Here is a 16,684-nt window from a genome sequence, read left to right on the forward strand (position 1 = left end):
GGGCCTGCGGTCGGGGAGATGTCACGGCAAGAGTGAACTACACGCGCTCACGCTCTGTTCCGGAGTCCAGCCGATGAGAGAACAAACTCACCCGACCGGGGTCACCCCTGGCCGCACGTCAAGAGAGCAGAAAAGAACGCGCGGCGGGGTCGGGCGCCACTTACGCTCTTGGGTCATGACTCCCGTCCAGCCGACCGGCGCCCTCTCCCCGGAGGAGGCGCGGCACCTGCAGGAAAACCTCCGGGAACCGGTGCGTCCCGGGCTGAGCGAGGCCGAGCTCGACGACGTCGAGCGCCGGTTCGGCTTCCGCTTCGCCGCGGACCACCGCACGTTCCTCGCCGCGGGCGTCCCGATCGGCGACCGCTGGCCTGATTGGCGCTGCGGCAACCCCGAGCAGCTGCGCAAACGTTTGGCCTGGCCGGTCGACGGCGTCCTGTACGACGTCGAACACAACGGCTTCTGGCTGCCCGACTGGGGCACGCGCCCGGTCGGCCCCGAGGACGCGGTCCGCGAGGCGGGGCACCGCCTGGCCGACGTGCCGCAGCTCGTGCCGGTGTGCGGCCACCGCTACCTGCCCGGTCTCGCCGGCACGTCCGGTTACCCGGTGTTGTCGGTGTACCAGACCGACATCGTCGTGTACGGCTCCGACCTGCGGGATTACCTGCAGCGCGAGTTCGGCACGGGCGGCATCTGCACGGCCCCACCGGACGGCCCGCGCTACATACCCTTCTGGTCCCGCTTCATCGACTAGCTTCGACGGCGGTTTTGAGCCGCGCGAGGGTCGCGGCGATGTTCGCCGTGTTGGCCTCGCGCCGGTTCCAGACGCCGGTGACCGTCGACGTCGGCACGCGGAACCACGCCGGCCGCCGCTCCCACATGCTTTCGACGACGACGCAGCCGGCACCGGCGGGTTCGAAGTCGTACTGCCACCGCGCGACGGGCAACCCGACCGAGGTCACCTCGAAGCCGAACCGGCGGCCCGGATCGGCGTCGGTGATGGTGGACAAGGTGCTCCACCGCCTCAGGCCACGCCGGTTGTGCCCGCGGAACCGGGCGCCGACGACGGGCCCGCGCGCCCCGCCGACCCACCGGTGCCCGGCGTACTCCTCGGCGACGTCGGCCAGCCTCGCCGGGTCGCTGACCAGGTCGTACACGGCTGCCGGAGTCGCGCCGACCTCGATCCGGCCGGTGGCGTCGGGTTGGCTCATGGTGACCTCCGCGTCGAGGGTGACATACCGAGGGTATGTCACCGACCGCAGTTCAGCGAAGCTGCCTGTGGATGACTTTCGGGCGATGTGGACAACTCGACGCCCAGCGGCCGGAAAAGCCGGTTCTGTCGGGGGTGACCGATACGCTGGACGTGGGACGCCCCCCAGGGAGTGGTGGGGGCTGTCTGGGGGTCCGAGCGGGCGCCGCAGCTGGCAGGTGTGCGGGTGTCGAGGAGTGGCTTGGGGTTTCTGGGGCCTTATCGCGCTGGTTCTAGAGATCGGCAGAGAGCGCGAGACTCAGTTCTCCCGGCGCAGCATCCGGCTCACACCCGCGGCCACCGTGGTCGCCAGGATCCAGCCTGACGCCGTGAAGCCCGCCGCTACCCAGTTGTCCGCTCCGTGCATGTACCAGCGGGACTTGTTGCCGAAGTCGACGATCGGGACCAGCAGGTCCGCCGTGTAGATCACCGGGTTCCACTGCAGGCCCGTGTCCTGCTGGTTCACCACGCACCGGGGGCCGTTGGCGATGATCTGGTGGGCCTGGTCCGTGGCCGGCCAGTTGACGCAGTCGTCCGTACCCAGGCCGAACCACAGGCTGCCCAGCACCAGCAGCGTGAAGAGCCAGCCCAGCGCGCGGACCGGGCGGTAGCCGTAGCCGACCATCGACCGCTGGAGCCAGCTCCACAGCCGGACGCCGGGGCCGAAGAACTTGAAGCCGCGGGCCAGTGCCTCGTAGCGGAACTGCTGTTTGCGCAGGGCGACCGTCGACGCGTGCTCTTCGTTGCCCGCCGCGCGGAGCATGTGCGCGAGCTGGTCGTACGGGCCCGGGCGGTAGCCGCGCATGGCCTTGCGCAGCAGCTCGATGCGGTGGTCCAGGGACTTGTCGTCGTCGAGGGGGATGCCCTTCTTCAGGGCGTCGTAGCGAAAGTCCTCCAGCTCGATGCCCTCGGTCGAGGCCCAGAACGCCTCGTTGTCCGTCAACGTCCCGCAGTGCGCGCGGCGCAGCACCACGCGGCCTGCCGGGGGGCTGCTCGGCGTGAACGTGAACTCGTCCGCGGCGACGTCGCCGGCGTCGAGAGCGACGTTGAACGGCGGGAACGAGCCCAGCTGGGCGCCGCGGATGTCGACGCGCCGCGCGACCTGGGCGCCGTCCAGGTTGACGCCGCCTTCGGCGACGAACGGGCGGCTGTTGTCGTCGCGCAGCAGGAGGTCGCGGCCGATCCGGCCGGTGCGGACGTCGAGGGAGAAACTGCTGGTCGCGCGACGTCCCGGGTCCGTCAGCCGGGTGCCCGCGAGGTTGATGCTGCCGCCGACCTCGAGGCCCTGCAGGCGCAGCGTGCCGTGGATCGTGGCGTCCGTGAGCTGGAAGTTGCCGGCGATCTTCGAGCGTCGCGCGGAGAACACATCCCGGCCGGGGTGGCGGAACATCGAGTTCCAGGCCAGGAAGTTGCCGCCGATGGTGACGTCGGCCAGCCGCAGCTGCCCGGCCGGCACGCGCAGGCTGGTCGCCTCGATGTCGCCGCCGATCTCGGTGCCGTCCAGGTGCAGCGCCCGGTCGTAGTACGGCGGGGTCTTGCCGCGCACGACGCTGATCTCGGCGCCGGCCAGCCGCAGCGAGCCGCCGATCCGCGCGTTGACCATGCGCAACGTGCCCAGCGCCTGCAGGCCGTCGGACAGCTCGAGGTTGCCGTCGACGCTCAGCCGGTCGGCGACCAGCGCCGGGCGCGGGTCGAGGTACGGGTCGTTCGACTTCCACGCGTCGACGGCGATCGGGCCCTGCTGCGACACCGTCAGCTTCGCCTCGCGCAGGATGATGTCGCTGTCCACGGTGGCGCTCGGCAGGTACATGATCCCGGTGGCGGAGAAGCGTTTGCGCTGACTGGCCGGGCCGTAGTTGTCGACCTCGCAGAGCAGGCTGCCGCCGATGTGCAGGCCGTTGCCGTTGAGCGCGAAGCCGTCCGGGTTGTTCAGCGTGGCGCCGGAGAAGTTGACGTTACCGCCGGTCCGCAGGCCCGGGAGCCGCACTTCGCCGTTCGCGACCATCCGGTAGGCCAGCAGCGCGCCGGTGAGCACCAGCCGGTCCGCCTGGATCGCCTTGCCGTGCGGGTGCGAGATCACCGTCCGGGTCAGCACCATCGAGCCTTCGATCACCGCGTCCGTCAGGTTGACGGCGGCGTTCGGCATGCCGCGTTCGCGGTCGTCGCCGCGCTGGACCGTGGTCTCCTCGATCTCGCGGTCGTCGCCGTCGACCTGCACGACGCAGCGGATCAGCCGGACGTCGTTGCGGCTGCGCATGTTGCGGGCCTTGAGCCCGGGCAGCCAGCACTTGCGGAAGACCAGGCCGAGCAGGTTCGCCTCGCGCACGTCCGGCGGCTGCTCGAACCGGCAGCGCTCGAACCGGAACAGGTACTTCAGGTCCGCGGCCCGCAGGTCCAGCGTGCCGGTGATGTACGCGTCCTCGACGTAGACGATCGGCGCGTTCGTGGCCTGCCGGCGCCAGCGCAGCAACCCGCCGTTGCCGGGTTTCAGCAGCTCGGAGGCCTTGACCTCGTAGCGCTTGTCGGGGATCCCCGCGAACGGGTCCAACGGCGGCAGCGCGCTTTCGGTCGACATGGCCCGATCTCCCCTCGCCCCGCCACCAAGGTAGCGAAACCGCGGCGGAAACGGTGCCGGAACACCGTTTCCGCCGCGAGATCCTCAGGCGTTGGGGTTGAGCACGCGCGCGAGGAACGACTTGGTCCGTTCCTCCCGCGGGTCCCCGATGACCTGGTCGGGCGGGCCCTCTTCGACGACGACGCCGCCGTCCATGAAGAGCACCTTGTCCGCCACCTCACGCGCGAACTGCATCTCGTGCGTGACGACGACCATGGTCATGCCGTCCTTGGCGAGCTGCTTCATCACGCCCAGGACGTCGCCGACGAGCTCCGGGTCCAGCGCGGACGTCGGCTCGTCGAACAGCATCAGCTTCGGCTTCATCGCGAGCGCCCTGGCGATCGCGACGCGCTGCTGCTGCCCACCGGACAGCTGCGCCGGGTAGTTCTTCGCCTTGTCACCGAGGCCGACGCGGTCCAGCAGCTCCAGCGCGCGTTGCCGCACCTGGGCCTTCGGCTCGCGACGCACCTGGATCGGCGCCTCCATCACGTTTTCCAGCGCGGTCATGTGCGGGAAGAGGTTGAACCGCTGGAACACCATGCCGATGTCCTTGCGCTGGAACGCGACCTCGCTCTCGCGCAGCTCATGCAGCTTGTCGCCGCGCTGCCGGTAGCCGACGAGCACGCCGTCGACGTAGAGCCGGCCGGCGTCGATCTTCTCGAGGTGGTTGATGCAGCGCAGCAGCGTCGACTTGCCCGAGCCGGACGGCCCGATCAGGCAGAGCACCTCACGCTCCTGCACCTCGAGGTCGATGCCCTTGAGGACGTCGACGGTGCCGAAGCTCTTGCGAATCTTCTGCGCGGAAACGACCGGGGTCATCCCGACACCCCCGCTCCACCCTGCGCGCCACCGGAGCCGAACCGGAAACCGAGCATCCGGCCCGCCCACCTGGTCTTGTTCGCCTCACCGCGCGAAGTGCCACGCGAGAACCGTTTCTCGATCTGCATCTGGATCAGCGTCAGCACCGACGTCATGAACAGGTACCAGGCCGCGGCCGTGATCAGCAGCGGCACGGTCTTGTAGTTCTGCGAGTAGATGGTCTGCGCCGCGACCATCAGCTCGAAGTACCCGATGACCACGACCAGTGACGTCGTCTTCAGCATGGAGATCGTCTCGTTGCCGGTCGGCGGGATGATCACCCGCATGGCCTGCGGGAGGATGATCCGCCGCAACGTCCGCGTGCGGCTCATGCCGAGCGCGCCCGCCGCTTCCAGCTGGCCGTCGTCGACCGACTGGATGCCGCCTCGCACGATTTCCGCCATGTACGCGGCTTCGTTGAGGCCCAGGCCGAGCAGCGACGCGGTGAACTGCGTGATCAGCTGGTTGGTGTCCCAGCTGACGAACTCGGGGCCGAACGGCACCCCGAGCCCGAGCCGCGGGTAGGCCAGCGCCAGGAAGTTCCAGATGATCAGCTGCGTGATCAGCGGGGTCCCGCGGAACAGCCAGACGTAGAGCGCCGCGGCGCCCGACGTCAGCGGGTTGGGCGAAAGGCGCATGACGGCCAGCAGGATGCCGCCGACGATCCCGATCAGCATCGAGATCACCGTCAGGATCAACGTGTTCTGCAGGCCGCGCAGGATCCGGTCGTCGAAGAGGTAGTCCCCGACGACCGGCCACTGCAGCGCGTCGTTGGTGATCACGCTGCGGAGCACGATGAACGCGACGAACAGGATGATCACGCCGGCCACCCAGCGCCCGTAGTGGCGCACCGGGACGGCCTTGATGGGCTCGGCGTCGATTGGCGCCCCAGCGGGGGACGCCTCGGAGGAACTGGACACGCGAACTAAGTCCTATCTCAGCTGGCCGGGTTGATCTCCGACTTGGTGACCGCACCGGCGGCGTTCAGGCCCCACTTGTCCATGATCTTCTTGTAGGCGCCGCTGTCGATCAGCTTCTGGATCGCGCCCTGGACGGCCTTGCCGTAGTCACCGCTGTTCTTCGGCAGCACGATGCCGTAGGGCACGGTGTCGTACGGCGTGCCGACCGACTCGAGCTGACCGTTGGTCTGCTTGACCGCGTAGTCGATGACCGGGGAGTCGGCCAGCTCGCCCTGCACGCGCTTGGCGGTCAGCGCCAGGTTGACGTCGGTCTGGGCCTGCAGCTGCGTGACCTCGATGGCGGGCTTGCCACCACTGGTGCAGGCGGCGTTCTTCTTGTCGAGGTCCTCGACCTGCGTGGTGCCCTTCTGCACGGCGATCTTCTTGCCGCAGAGGTCGTCGACCTTCAGACCGTCCGGGTTGCCCTTCAGCACGGCCAGCGAGGTGCCGGCGCTGAAGTAGGAGATCATGTCGACCGACTGCAGCCGGTCGGCGTTGATGCTGAACGACGAGATCCCCATCTCGTACTTCTTGGCGCCGAGGCCGGGGATGATGCCGTCGAACGAGGAGTTCTGGAACTCCATCTGCACGCCGAGCACCTGGCCGATGGCGGTGCCGAGGTCGACGTCGAAGCCGGTGGCCTTGCCGTTGTCCTGGAACTCGTTCGGCGGGTAGCTCTGGTCCTGCCCGACGAGGACCTTGCCGTCGGTCTTGACGTCGGCGGGCACCAGCGCGGCGAGCGCGTCGTCCTTCGCGACCGTGCCTGCGTCACCCGATCCAGTACCCGCCGGAGCGGCACTGCTCGAGCCGACGTCGCCGGCACCGCTACCACCCGCGCCGCAGGCCATGGTCAGTCCGACCAGGGCGAATGCCGGCAACAGGGCGAGCGCCTTGAGCTGGGGTCCTCGGGCCACGTCGTCACTCCTCGTAGTTCTCAGTTCGTGAGAGCACGCATATTGCCACTCATCCATACCAAAGCACAGCACTGTCGAGTTACAGCGAAGTTTCGCAACGCTTCAACCAGCGTGGGAGTGTCGCGCGTTGGTGGGCACGTAGGTGAGGATGTCGTTCATGAACGCGATCCCGCCCCGGCTGCCCCCCTCCGGTCGACGCGCGCGGAAGGCGACGACCCGCCGGATCACCCGGCCGGGTGCCCGGTTCGACGGCTACCTCTCGCCGGAACGTCCGCACGCGGACGCCTACGACGAGATGTTCGCCGACGACGGCACGGTCCGCGGCCCGTACCGGGCGCTGTACGAGTCGATCGCGGCGCTCGACGCGCACGACCTCAACTCGCGGTCGCTCGCGCTGGACCGGGCGATGGTCGACCAGGGCATCACGTTCTCGCTGTCCGGTCAGGAGCGGCCGTTCCCGCTGGACCTGGTGCCGCGGGTGATCCAGGCGGCCGAGTGGTCGAAGCTCGAACGCGGGGTGGCGCAGCGGGTCCGCGCGCTCGAGGCGTTCCTCGCCGACATCTACGGCGACCGGCAGATCCTGCGCGACGGCGTCTTCCCGCGTCGGCTGATCACGTCGTGTGAGCACTTCCAGCGCGAGGCGTACGGCATCAACCCGCCCAACGGCGTGCGCATCCACGTGTCCGGTGTGGACCTGGTGCGCGACGAGGAGGGCACCTTCCGAGTTTTGGAGGACAACCTCCGGAACCCGTCCGGGGTGTCGTACGTGATGGAGAACCGGCGGACGATGGCGCGGGTCTTCCCGGACCTGTTCGCCCAGCACCGGGTGCGCCCGGTCGGCGACTACGCGTCGCACCTGCTGCGGGCCCTGCGCGCGGCCGCCGCGGCGAACGTCGCCGACCCGATGGTCGTGGTGCTCACCCCCGGCGTCCACAACTCGGCGTACTTCGAGCACTCGCTGCTGGCCCGGCTGATGGGCGTCGAACTGGTCGAAGGCCGCGACATGTTCTGCCGTGACAACGTCGTCTACCTGCGGACGACCGAGGGCGAACGCCCGGTCGACGTCATCTACCGGCGGATCGACGACGAGTTCCTCGACCCGGTGCACTACCGGCCGGACTCGGTCCTCGGCATCGCCGGCGTGCTCAACGCGGCGCGCGCGGGCAACGTCGTCGTCGCGAACGCCATCGGCAACGGCGTCGGGGACGACAAGCTCGTCTACACCTACGTGCCGGAGATGGTGCGGTACTACCTCGGCGAGAAGCCGCTGCTGCCCAACGTGGACACCTACCGCTGCTGGCTGCCGGACGAGTTCGACTACGTGATGTCGCACCTCGACGAGCTGGTCGTCAAGCCGGTCGAAGGCTCCGGCGGGTACGGCATCGTCTTCGGGCCGGAGGCGACGCCGGCGGAGCTGACGGCGTTGCGGCGGAAGGTGCGGGCGAACCGGCGCGGCTGGATCGCGCAGCCGGTGGTGCAGCTCTCGACCGTACCGTCGAAGGTGGAGGACCGGCTGGCGCCGCGGCACGTCGACCTGCGCCCGTTCGCCGTCAACGACGGCAAGGACATCTTCGTGCTGCCCGGCGGGCTGACCCGGGTGGCGCTGCCGGAAGGCAGCCTGGTCGTCAACTCGTCGCAGGGCGGCGGCTCGAAGGACACGTGGGTGCTGGCCTCCCGGACGTCCACCGCCGAACGCGAGCTGGAACAACCGGCACTGGGCGCGGTGTCCACTGTGGACGGAATGGTCGCGGAGCAGGGTCCCGAGCTGTCTCTGTCACAGCAGCAGCAACAACAGCAGCAACAGCAGAGCTAGGGGGTTCGAAGTGCTGGCACGCAACGCGGAGTCGCTGTACTGGATCGGCCGGTACGTCGAACGCGCCGACGACACCTCGCGAATCCTCAACGTCTCGGTCCACCAGCTGCTGGAGGACGCGAGTGTCGACTCGGACCACGCGAGCCGTCAGCTGCTCGCCGTCCTGGGCATCGAGTCGGAGGGCACCGAGTCCCTCGACGTCTGGAAGCTGACCGAACTGGTGGCGTACGCGAAGGACAACCCGGCGTCGATCGTCGGCTCGATCAACTCGGCGCGCGAGAACACCCGCGGCGCCCGTGAGGTCGTCTCGACCGAGCTGTGGGAATGCCTGAACGCGACGTGGAACGCGGTGCCGGACCGCCAGCGCTACGCCCGGCGCGCCGGGCCGCACGCGTTCCTGTCGTTCGTCGAGGAGCGCGCGGCGATGTTCGCCGGCCTCGCCGACTCGACGATGAGCCGCGACGACGGCTGGCTGTTCATGGTGCTCGGCCGGTCGATCGAACGCGCCGACATGGTCGTGCGGCTGCTGCTGTCCCGGGTGTCGGACCGCGCGTCGTCGCCCGGCTGGATCACGGTGCTCCGCTCGGCCGGTGCGCAGGACACCTACCTGCGCACCTACCGCGGCGCGCTCGACGCGGGCCGCGTCGTCCAGTTCCTGTTGCGGGACACGCTGTTCCCGCGGTCGGTGTTCCACGCGCTGCGGCAGGCGGAGGAGTGCCTGCAGCGGCTCGACACCGGTGGCGGGTCACGCAACAACGAGAAGACCGAGGCGCTGCGCGAACTCGGCCGGGCCCGCAGCGAGCTGGAGTTCCTGCGCCCGTCGGACCTGCTGACCGACCTGCCGCGGCGGCTCGGGACGCTGCAGACGTCGATCAAGGAGATCGGCGAGGCCGTGTCCATGCAGTACTTCAGCACGTCGCCGTGGGTGGCGTGGAGCGGTGCGGAGGTTTCGCTGTGACCTGGCAGCTTCGGGTGGCCCACCGGACGGGGTACCGGTACGCGACGCCGGCCACGCAGTCGTACAACGAGGCGCGGCTGACCCCGCGCTCGGACCGCCGTCAGACGACGGTGGCGACGCGCATCGAGACGACGCCCGCGACCCGCGCGTACCGGTACACCGACTACTGGGGCACGGTCGTGACGTCGTTCGACCTCCACGCGCCGCACACGGAGTTCACCGTGCTGGCTACGTCGGTGGTCGAGACGGCCGACGAGGCCGAGCCGATCCGCGTGGCGTCGTGGAAGGACCTCCGCAGCGACACGGTCGTCGACCACCGCACGGAGTACCTGACGCCGACCGACTACACCCCGCGGGACCTCGCGCTGGCCCGCGAGGCCCGCGCGCTGCGCACCGGCCTCGATCCGGCGGAGGCGGTGCTGGCGGTGTGCGAATGGGTGCACAAGCAGCTGAAGTACCAGCCGGGCACGACCGGCGTGCACTCCACGGCGACGGACGCGTGGAACGCGCGCGAAGGCGTCTGCCAGGACTTCGCGCACGTGACGCTGGTGATGCTGCGCGCGATCGGCATCCCGGCGCGGTACGTGTCGGGCTACCTGCACACGAGACGGGAAGCGAAGCTCGGCGAAGTGGTGGAGGGCGAGTCACACGCCTGGGTCGACGTCTGGACCGGCGGCTGGTGGGCGTACGACCCGACGAACGCGATCCCGGTGGGACCGCGGCACGTGTGGGTGGCGATGGGACGGGACTACGCGGACGTGGCGCCGCTGAAGGGCATCTTCACCGGGGGTGGGCAGTCCACTTTGGACGTCTCGGTCCACCTGACCCGGCTGGCGTAACTCTCCGTATACCGCACTTTCGCTACGAAAGTGTTGTGGAGGCCTCCTCCGGAACACTTTCGTAGCGAAAGCTCGACTTGGGTCAGCCGCGGGCGTGGGCGTCCAGGATGTGCGCGACGGCCTCCGTGACCTGCTGTGCGTACTCCAGGTGCAGCCACTCGTCCGGCACGTGGATGTTCGAGTCCGAGCCGCACGCCCCCGTGACCAGGAACTGCGCCTCCGGGTACTTGCGCGACAGCAGCCCCATGAACGGGATCGACCCGCCCATGCCCGTCGCGCGGTGGGGCTGGCCGAAGACGCCTTCGCTGACCGTCTGCAGCGCCGCCGTCAGCCACGGCGCCTCCGACGGCGCGTTCCAGCCGTCCTCCGACTGCGTGTTGTCGCCGAAGGTCACCTTCGCGCCGTACGGGACGTCCGTGGTCAGGGTGCGCTTCACGGCTTCGAGCGCCTTCGCGGCGTCGACCGTCGGCGGGAGGCGGAAGCTCAGCGTCAACGTCGTGCTCTCGCGCAGGACGTTGCCCGCGTCGGCCGGCTTCGGGAAGCCGTCGGCACCGATGATCGACAGCGTCGGGCGCCACGCGTTGTTGAGCATCAGCTCGAGCGCGTCCTCGGTGATCACGCGACCACCTTCGACCAGCGGGAACGCCTTCGACAGCGCCTCCGGGAAGTCCTTCGAGACGGCCTCCAGCTCGGCCAGCCGGTCCGCCGGGACGTCGACCTTCAGCTCGTCGAGCAGCAGTTCACCGGTGGCGCTGTCCTCGAGGCGCTCGATGAGGCTTCGCAGGATGCGGAACGAGCTCGCGACGACGCCTGAAGCGACGCCGGAGTGCTGTGCCGAGCCCAGCAGCTGGACGTTGACGTCCAGGTGCAGCATCCCGCGCAGGCTCGTGACCAGCCACAACCGCTCGTAGTCGCTGCCGCCGGCGTCGAGGCAGACGACCAGCGAGACATCGCCGATCCGGTCGGCCAGGTGCTCGACGTAGGCGGGCAGGTCGGGGCTGCCGGACTCCTCGCCGGTCTCCAGCAGCACGACGATGCGCGCGTGCTCACCGCCGGCGGCGTGCACGGCCTCGATCGACGTCGTCGCCGCGTAGCCGGAGTAGCCGTCGTCGACGGAACCGCGGCCGTACAGCCGGCCGTCGCGGATCACCGGCGTCCACGGGTCGAGGCCCTCGGACCAGCCGCCCACCGGGGGCTGCTTGTCCAGGTGGCCGTACATCAGGACGGTGCCCTCGGCCGCCGCGCCCGGGGTCGCCGGGACGTCGACGAGCAGCAAGGGGGTCCGGTCCGGCAGCTCGACGACGTCGATCGTCGCGCCCGGCAGGTCGCGCGCGGCGATCCACGCGCGGACGTGCTCGACGGCGGCGGCCAGGTGCCCGGTCTTCGCCCAGTCGGCGTCGAACGCCGGGGACAAGGCGGGGATGGCCACCAGCCCGGACAGGCTCGGGATGACGTCGTCGGTCCAGCCGGACACGACGGATTCACGAACGGATTTGTGCTCCACGGCGTCCATCGTGCCACGCGGGTTCCGGCGTGCGGCACATCACAAGGTCGACTCCGCAGGGCACAAAGACGCACACGCACAGGTACGCACCCACGCGTGCGAGCCTGGTGAACGCGCGGACCGGCGCCATACTCTCGTAGGTCCAATGCTCGGGCTTCCTAGCGTTTTGCCTGTTCAGAGCCCGTTTCTCAGCAACAAATCAGCAACCGCGTCTGACCAAGACGTGGACCTTCGTGCCAGGATGTCGGCGTGAACCGTCAACGCCGACGGTGACCGAGCGCTTCGGAGACCCGAAACGCTGGTCCCCGCCGGTGCAGTCGCTGTGGTCGCCACAAGCGGCCGCCAGAGGCACCGACACCGAGGAGCAACGCCCATGCCGTCCGAACAGTGGACGCACCCGGAGCCTGGAGATGGACCGGCCGCCGTCGCGGCCCAGCCTTCCCCCGAGCAGGTGATCGCCGGATTGCGAGCGACCAGCGAAGGTGGCGCTGAGCTGACTCAGCTGCTCACCCCCGAAGGCGAGCGGGTCCCGTCGCCGCAGTTCGACAAGTACGTCGACGACATCGACGACGAAGCCCTGCGCAACCTGTACCGCGACATGGTGCTCGTCCGCCGCGCGGACCGCGAGGCCAACGCGATGCAGCGCCAGGGCCAGCTCGGCATCTGGGTCCCGCTGCTCGGCCAGGAGGCCGCGCAGATCGGGTCGGGCCGCGCGCTGAAGCAGAACGACATGGCGTTCCCCAGCTACCGCGAGCACGGCGTCGCGTACGCGCGCGGGGTCGACATGAAGGACCTGCTGGGCATCTTCCGCTGCACCGACCACAGCGGCTGGGACTACAAGGCCCACGGCTTCCACCCGTACTGCATCGTCATCGGCAACCAGGTGCTCAACGCCGCCGGGTACGCGATGGGGCAGCGGTTCGAGGGCAAGGTCGGTGACGACGACGGCGAAGCCACGATCTGCTACTTCGGTGACGGCGCGACCTCGCAGGGCGACGTCCACGAGGGCTTCGTCTGGGCCGCGGTCTACGACGCGCCGCTGGTGTTCTTCTGCCAGAACAACCAGTGGGCGATCTCCGAGCCGACCGAACGCCAGTCGCGCCTGCCGCTCTACCAGCGCGCCCGCGGTTACGGCTTCCCCGGCATCCGCGTGGACGGCAACGACGTCCTGGCCTGCCTCGCGGTGTCCCGCTGGGCGCTCGACGAGTGCCGCCACGGCAACGGTCCGGTGCTGATCGAGGCGTTCACCTACCGGATGGACGCGCACACGACGACCGATGACCCGTCGCGCTACCGGCTCTCCGACGAGCTCGAAGAGTGGAAGCTCAAGGACCCGATCGAGCGCGTCCGGGCCTTCCTGGCCCGCAAGGGCGGCGCCGACCACGACTTCTTCGACCAGGTCCAGGCCGAGGCCGACGCCTTCGCCGCGGACCTGCGCGAGTACACGTTCAACATGCCGGAGCCGCCGCCGGAGCGGATCTTCAGCAACGTCTACGCCGAGGGCAACCCGGTGCTGGACGCGCAGCGCGAAGAGTTCCTGTCCTACCTCGACGGCTTCGCAGCGGCGGGTGAGCACTGATGACCGACCTCCAGAAACTCACCATCGGCAAGGCGCTCAACCTCGGCCTGCGCCGGGCGATGGAAGAGAACCCCAAGGTCCTGATCATGGGCGAGGACGTCGGCAAGCTCGGCGGCGTCTTCCGGATCACCGACGGCCTGCAGAAGGACTTCGGCGAGCAGCGCGTGCTGGACACGCCGCTGTCCGAGTCGGGCATCATCGGCACCGCGGTCGGCCTGGCCGTGCGCGGGTTCCGGCCGGTGTGCGAGATCCAGTTCGAGGGCTTCATCTTCCCCGGGTTCGACCAGATTTCGTCCCAGCTGGCGAAGCTGCACTACCGGACGCAGGGCAAGATCAAGATGCCCGTCGTGATCCGGGTGCCGTTCGGCGGCGGGATCGGCGCGGTCGAGCACCACTCCGAGTCCCCGGAGTCGCTGTTCGCGCACATCCCGGGCCTGAAGGTCGTCTCGATCTCGAACGCCGTCGACGCCTACTGGGGCATCCAGGAAGCGATCAAGTCGGACGACCCGATCCTGTTCTTCGAGCCCAAGCGGCTCTACCACTCGGGCGCGCTGCGCGCGGAGATCGACGTCGCCGGCACGCCGTCGCCGGTGTTCTCCTCGCAGGTCGTGCGCGAGGGCACGACGGCGACGGTCGTCGCGTACGGCCCGACCGTGAAGGTCGCCCTCGACGCGGCCGCCGCGGCCGCGGACGAGGGCAAGTCCCTCGAGGTCATCGACCTGCGCACGCTCTCGCCGCTGGACCTCGGCCCGGTGTTCGAGTCGGTGCGCAAGACCGGCCGGCTGATCGCGCTGTCGGAGGCGCCGTCCGAGTCGTCGCTGACGTCGGAGATCGCCGCGCGCGTCCAGCAGGAGTGCTTCTACTCGCTGGAGGCGCCCGTCCTCCGGGTGACCGGGTTCGACACGCCGTACCCGCCGGCCAAGCTCGAGGAGCACTACCTCCCCGACCTGGACCGGGTGCTGCACACCATCGACCGCTCGCTCGCCTGGTAAGGGGGATTTCCGCGTCATGCCAACGTTCAAGCAGTTCCCCCTGGCCGACACGGCCGAGGGGCTGACCGAAGCCGACATCCTTTCGTGGCACGTCAAGCCGGGCGACACGGTGACGGTCAACCAGATCGTGGTCGAGATCGAGACCGCGAAGGCCGCCGTCGAGCTGCCGATCCCGTGGGCCGGCGTGGTCACGGAGCTGCACGTCGAGCCGGGCCAGACGGTGGAGGTCGGCACGCCGATCCTCACCATCGACGTCGACCCGGGCGGCGCGGCGGCTCCGGCTCCGGCCGCTTCTCCGGCCGCCGCTTCGGCTCCGGCCGAGGAAGAGGAGATGAAGCCGCTGGTCGGCTACGGCTCCAAGGCCGTCGTCACGCAGCGGCGGGCCCGGAAGGGCGCGGCGCCTGCTCCCGCGGCCGCCGTCGCCGCACCTGCTCCTGTCGCCCCTGCTCCTGCCCCTGTTGCGCCCGCTCCTGCCCCTGCACCTCGGGGCGGTTACGTGCCGCTGGCCAAGCCGCCGGTGCGGAAGCTGGCCAAGGAGCTGGGCGTCGACCTGCACGCGCTGACCGGCACCGCCGACGGCGGCGTCATCACGCGGGACGACGTCCACAAGGCGGCCAACGGCTCCGCCCCGGCCGCCGCGACTGTGTCCACTGTGGACTCGGGTTACGACCCGGCCACCCGCGAGCGGCGCGTCCCGATCAAGGGCGTCCGCAAGATGACCGCGGCCGCGATGGTGCAGAGCGCGTACACCGCTCCGCACGTCACGGAGTTCCTGACCATCGACGTCACGCCGATGATGGAGTTCCGCGAGAAGCTGAAGAAGTCGCGGGAGTTCGCCGGCGTGAAGGTCACGCCGCTGACGTTCGCGGCGAAAGCCGTGTGCCTGGCGGCGAAGCGCACGCCGGACATCAACGCGGTGTGGGACGAGGCGGCGCAGGAGATCGTCTACAAGGACTACGTGCACCTCGGGATCGCGGCGGCGACGCCCCGCGGCCTGATCGTGCCGAAGGTCCGCGACGCCGATTCGCTGTCGCTGAAGGAGCTGGCGGGCGCACTGACCGCCTTGACGGAGGTCGCCCGCCAGGGCAAGACGTCCCCGGCGGACATGGCGAACGGCACGATCACGATCACCAACGTCGGCGTGTTCGGCGTCGACACCGGCACGCCGATCATCAACCCGGGCGAGTCCGCGATCCTGTGCCTCGGCGCGATCAAGGACCAGCCGTGGGTCGTGGACGGCGAGATCAAGGTCCGCAAGGTGCTGCAGCTGTCGCTGAGCTTCGACCACCGCGTGGTCGACGGCCAGCAGGGCTCGGAGTTCCTGGCCGACGTCGGCGCGCTGCTGGCCGACCCGGCCATGGCGATGACCTACTGATCGTCCGTGAAGGCCTCCTTACCGGCTCTTACGGCCGGTAAGGAGGCCTTCACGGCTCTCGGACGACGAACTTCCCGGCGTCGAGGTCGACGCGGGTGCGCGGCGGGGCGCCGTCGGCCTCGTCGTCGACCAGCATCAGCTGGACCTGGCGTTGCTCGAGGTCGTGGTGCTTCGTGCCGCCGAGCAGCGCTTCGACCTCCTCGGTCGCGGCCACGCTCGCCACCCGCTGGCCGTCGCCGCGGCGGTGCCACGGGAGGAACCGGCGGCCCCAGACCTCGAGCACGGCCAGCAGGAACAGCAGCACGAGCAGCATCGGGAACGCCATCGCCCAGACCACACCCATGAGAGCCAACTTATACTCGCTTGACGGAGTGAGCACTCACTCCGCACACTGGTGCCATGACACCAGCACCCGAAACCCGGCGTAGAGCGCCGGGCATGAGCGCCGAAGCCCGGCGCAGCATGATCGTGCACGCGGTGCTGCCCCTGCTGATGGAGCACGGGGCCACCGTCACCACGAGCCAGATCGCCCGCGCCGCCGGCATCGGCGAGGGCACCATCTTCCGCGCGTTCAAGGACAAGGACGAGCTGTTCGACGCCTGCACGGCCGAAGCCCTGCGTCCCGACCACGTCCTCGACGCCATCGCCGAAATCCCCGTCGACCAGCCGCTCGAAGACCGGCTCGTCGAAGCCGCCGAAGCGCTCGGCGCCCACCTCGAGCGGATGGGCGCGCTGATGGGCGCCCTCCACGCGTCCGGCCGGATCAAACACCGCGACCCCGAGCAGCGCCTGCGCGGCAGCTGGAAGGGCGGCCGCCGGGAGTCGATGGCCGCCATGCGCGGCGCGATGACCGAGCTGTTCGAGCCCGAGAAGGACCGGCTCCGGCTGTCGCCCGAGCACCTGGCCGCACTGTTCCTCACCATGCTGTTCGGCGGCCGCCGAATGGCCCCGGACGACGACGCGCCCACCACGCGCCAGGTGGTCGATCTGTTCCTGCACGGCGCGTTGGAGGCTGAATGATCCCGGGTGGTGG

The 16,684-nt window shown here is 69.6% G+C and carries 15 protein-coding genes; 8 read left to right on the plus strand and 7 right to left on the minus strand.

Features of this window, described 5'->3' with window-relative positions; genetic code table 11:
• The first annotated feature begins 175 nt into the window (after positions 1–175).
• Positions 176–751, plus strand: a complete 576-nt coding sequence (locus tag OG439_RS37540) for a hypothetical protein (RefSeq protein ID WP_247059447.1) — start codon at positions 176–178, stop codon at positions 749–751.
• Here the strand turns inward: OG439_RS37540 and OG439_RS37545 are convergent.
• The 5 genes from OG439_RS37545 to OG439_RS37565 form a co-directional block, all read right to left on the minus strand.
• Positions 741–1,208, minus strand: coding sequence for an SRPBCC family protein (locus OG439_RS37545; RefSeq protein WP_326945299.1), 468 nt, complete (start codon positions 1,206–1,208; stop codon positions 741–743). The two genes, OG439_RS37540 and OG439_RS37545, sit on opposite strands and share 11 nt — an antisense overlap.
• Before the next feature lie 297 nt (positions 1,209–1,505).
• A complete protein-coding gene (locus tag OG439_RS37550; protein ID WP_326945300.1) occupies positions 1,506–3,821 on the minus strand; it encodes an oxidoreductase in 2,316 nt (771 codons plus the stop codon).
• An 84-nt stretch (positions 3,822–3,905) separates the two neighbouring features.
• Positions 3,906–4,679, minus strand: a complete 774-nt coding sequence (locus OG439_RS37555) for an amino acid ABC transporter ATP-binding protein (RefSeq protein WP_247059450.1) — start codon at positions 4,677–4,679, stop codon at positions 3,906–3,908.
• On the minus strand, positions 4,676–5,638 hold the full coding sequence (locus OG439_RS37560; protein ID WP_326945301.1) for an amino acid ABC transporter permease: 963 nt from the start codon (positions 5,636–5,638) through the stop codon (positions 4,676–4,678). The genes OG439_RS37555 and OG439_RS37560 overlap by 4 nt, the downstream gene beginning before the upstream one ends.
• 17 nt (positions 5,639–5,655) lie before the next feature.
• Positions 5,656–6,591, minus strand: a complete 936-nt coding sequence (locus OG439_RS37565; protein WP_326945302.1) for an ABC transporter substrate-binding protein — start codon at positions 6,589–6,591, stop codon at positions 5,656–5,658.
• 148 nt (positions 6,592–6,739) lie between these two features.
• Between OG439_RS37565 and OG439_RS37570 the strand changes: the two genes are divergently transcribed.
• From OG439_RS37570 to OG439_RS37580, 3 genes are read left to right on the plus strand one after another with little or no spacing between them, the layout of a single operon-like run.
• Entirely contained in the window at positions 6,740–8,404 is a 1,665-nt protein-coding gene (locus tag OG439_RS37570; RefSeq protein WP_326945303.1) for a circularly permuted type 2 ATP-grasp protein, read from the plus strand.
• Between the two features lie 10 nt (positions 8,405–8,414).
• A complete protein-coding gene (locus OG439_RS37575; protein WP_326945304.1) occupies positions 8,415–9,362 on the plus strand; it encodes an alpha-E domain-containing protein in 948 nt (315 codons plus the stop codon).
• On the plus strand, positions 9,359–10,201 hold the full coding sequence (locus tag OG439_RS37580) for a transglutaminase family protein (protein WP_247059456.1): 843 nt from the start codon (positions 9,359–9,361) through the stop codon (positions 10,199–10,201). Before OG439_RS37575 ends, OG439_RS37580 begins: the two co-directional genes overlap by 4 nt.
• An 82-nt stretch (positions 10,202–10,283) precedes the next feature.
• On the opposite strand, the gene OG439_RS37585 is transcribed toward OG439_RS37580, so the two are convergent.
• Positions 10,284–11,705 carry a M20/M25/M40 family metallo-hydrolase gene (locus OG439_RS37585; RefSeq protein WP_326945305.1) on the minus strand — a complete coding sequence of 474 codons (1,422 nt, stop codon included), beginning with the start codon at positions 11,703–11,705 and terminating at the stop codon, positions 10,284–10,286.
• A gap of 373 nt (positions 11,706–12,078) precedes the next feature.
• Between OG439_RS37585 and pdhA the strand changes: the two genes are divergently transcribed.
• From pdhA to OG439_RS37600, 3 genes are read left to right on the plus strand one after another with little or no spacing between them, the layout of a single operon-like run.
• Positions 12,079–13,284 carry a pyruvate dehydrogenase (acetyl-transferring) E1 component subunit alpha gene (gene pdhA / locus OG439_RS37590; protein WP_326945306.1) on the plus strand — a complete coding sequence of 402 codons (1,206 nt, stop codon included), beginning with the start codon at positions 12,079–12,081 and terminating at the stop codon, positions 13,282–13,284.
• A complete protein-coding gene (locus OG439_RS37595) occupies positions 13,284–14,276 on the plus strand; it encodes an alpha-ketoacid dehydrogenase subunit beta (protein WP_326945307.1) in 993 nt (330 codons plus the stop codon). The genes pdhA and OG439_RS37595 overlap by 1 nt, the downstream gene beginning before the upstream one ends.
• 16 nt (positions 14,277–14,292) lie before the next feature.
• The gene (locus OG439_RS37600; protein ID WP_326945308.1) at positions 14,293–15,651 is read left to right on the plus strand and encodes a dihydrolipoamide acetyltransferase family protein; all 1,359 of its coding nucleotides are present in this window, start codon (positions 14,293–14,295) and stop codon (positions 15,649–15,651) included.
• A gap of 49 nt (positions 15,652–15,700) precedes the next feature.
• Here the strand turns inward: OG439_RS37600 and OG439_RS37605 are convergent, their stop codons facing one another.
• Positions 15,701–15,994 (minus strand): DUF6191 domain-containing protein, encoded by a 294-nt coding sequence (locus tag OG439_RS37605; RefSeq protein WP_326945310.1) that lies wholly within the window; start codon positions 15,992–15,994, stop codon positions 15,701–15,703.
• A gap of 95 nt (positions 15,995–16,089) precedes the next feature.
• Here OG439_RS37605 and OG439_RS37610 point away from each other — a divergent pair, with 95 nt between their 5' ends.
• Complete coding sequence (locus tag OG439_RS37610) at positions 16,090–16,671, plus strand: TetR/AcrR family transcriptional regulator (protein ID WP_247059462.1); 582 nt, start codon at positions 16,090–16,092, stop codon at positions 16,669–16,671.
• Positions 16,672–16,684 lie beyond the last annotated feature (13 nt).

The organism is Amycolatopsis sp. NBC_01307, assembly GCF_035975215.1.
GTDB lineage: Bacteria > Actinomycetota > Actinomycetes > Mycobacteriales > Pseudonocardiaceae > Amycolatopsis.

Coding starts and splice junctions, on each gene's coding strand:
- OG439_RS37550 (WP_326945300.1), bottom strand. CDS start 3,821: ATGTCGACCGAAAGCGCGCTGCCGCCGTTGGACCCGTTCGCGGGGATC.
- OG439_RS37555 (WP_247059450.1), bottom strand. CDS start 4,679: ATGACCCCGGTCGTTTCCGCGCAGAAGATTCGCAAGAGCTTCGGCACC.
- OG439_RS37610 (WP_247059462.1), top strand. CDS start 16,090: ATGAGCGCCGAAGCCCGGCGCAGCATGATCGTGCACGCGGTGCTGCCC.
- OG439_RS37600 (WP_326945308.1), top strand. CDS start 14,293: ATGCCAACGTTCAAGCAGTTCCCCCTGGCCGACACGGCCGAGGGGCTG.
- OG439_RS37540 (WP_247059447.1), top strand. CDS start 176: ATGACTCCCGTCCAGCCGACCGGCGCCCTCTCCCCGGAGGAGGCGCGG.
- OG439_RS37570 (WP_326945303.1), top strand. CDS start 6,740: ATGTCGTTCATGAACGCGATCCCGCCCCGGCTGCCCCCCTCCGGTCGA.
- OG439_RS37605 (WP_326945310.1), bottom strand. CDS start 15,994: ATGGGTGTGGTCTGGGCGATGGCGTTCCCGATGCTGCTCGTGCTGCTG.
- pdhA (WP_326945306.1), top strand. CDS start 12,079: ATGCCGTCCGAACAGTGGACGCACCCGGAGCCTGGAGATGGACCGGCC.
- OG439_RS37545 (WP_326945299.1), bottom strand. CDS start 1,208: ATGAGCCAACCCGACGCCACCGGCCGGATCGAGGTCGGCGCGACTCCG.
- OG439_RS37595 (WP_326945307.1), top strand. CDS start 13,284: ATGACCGACCTCCAGAAACTCACCATCGGCAAGGCGCTCAACCTCGGC.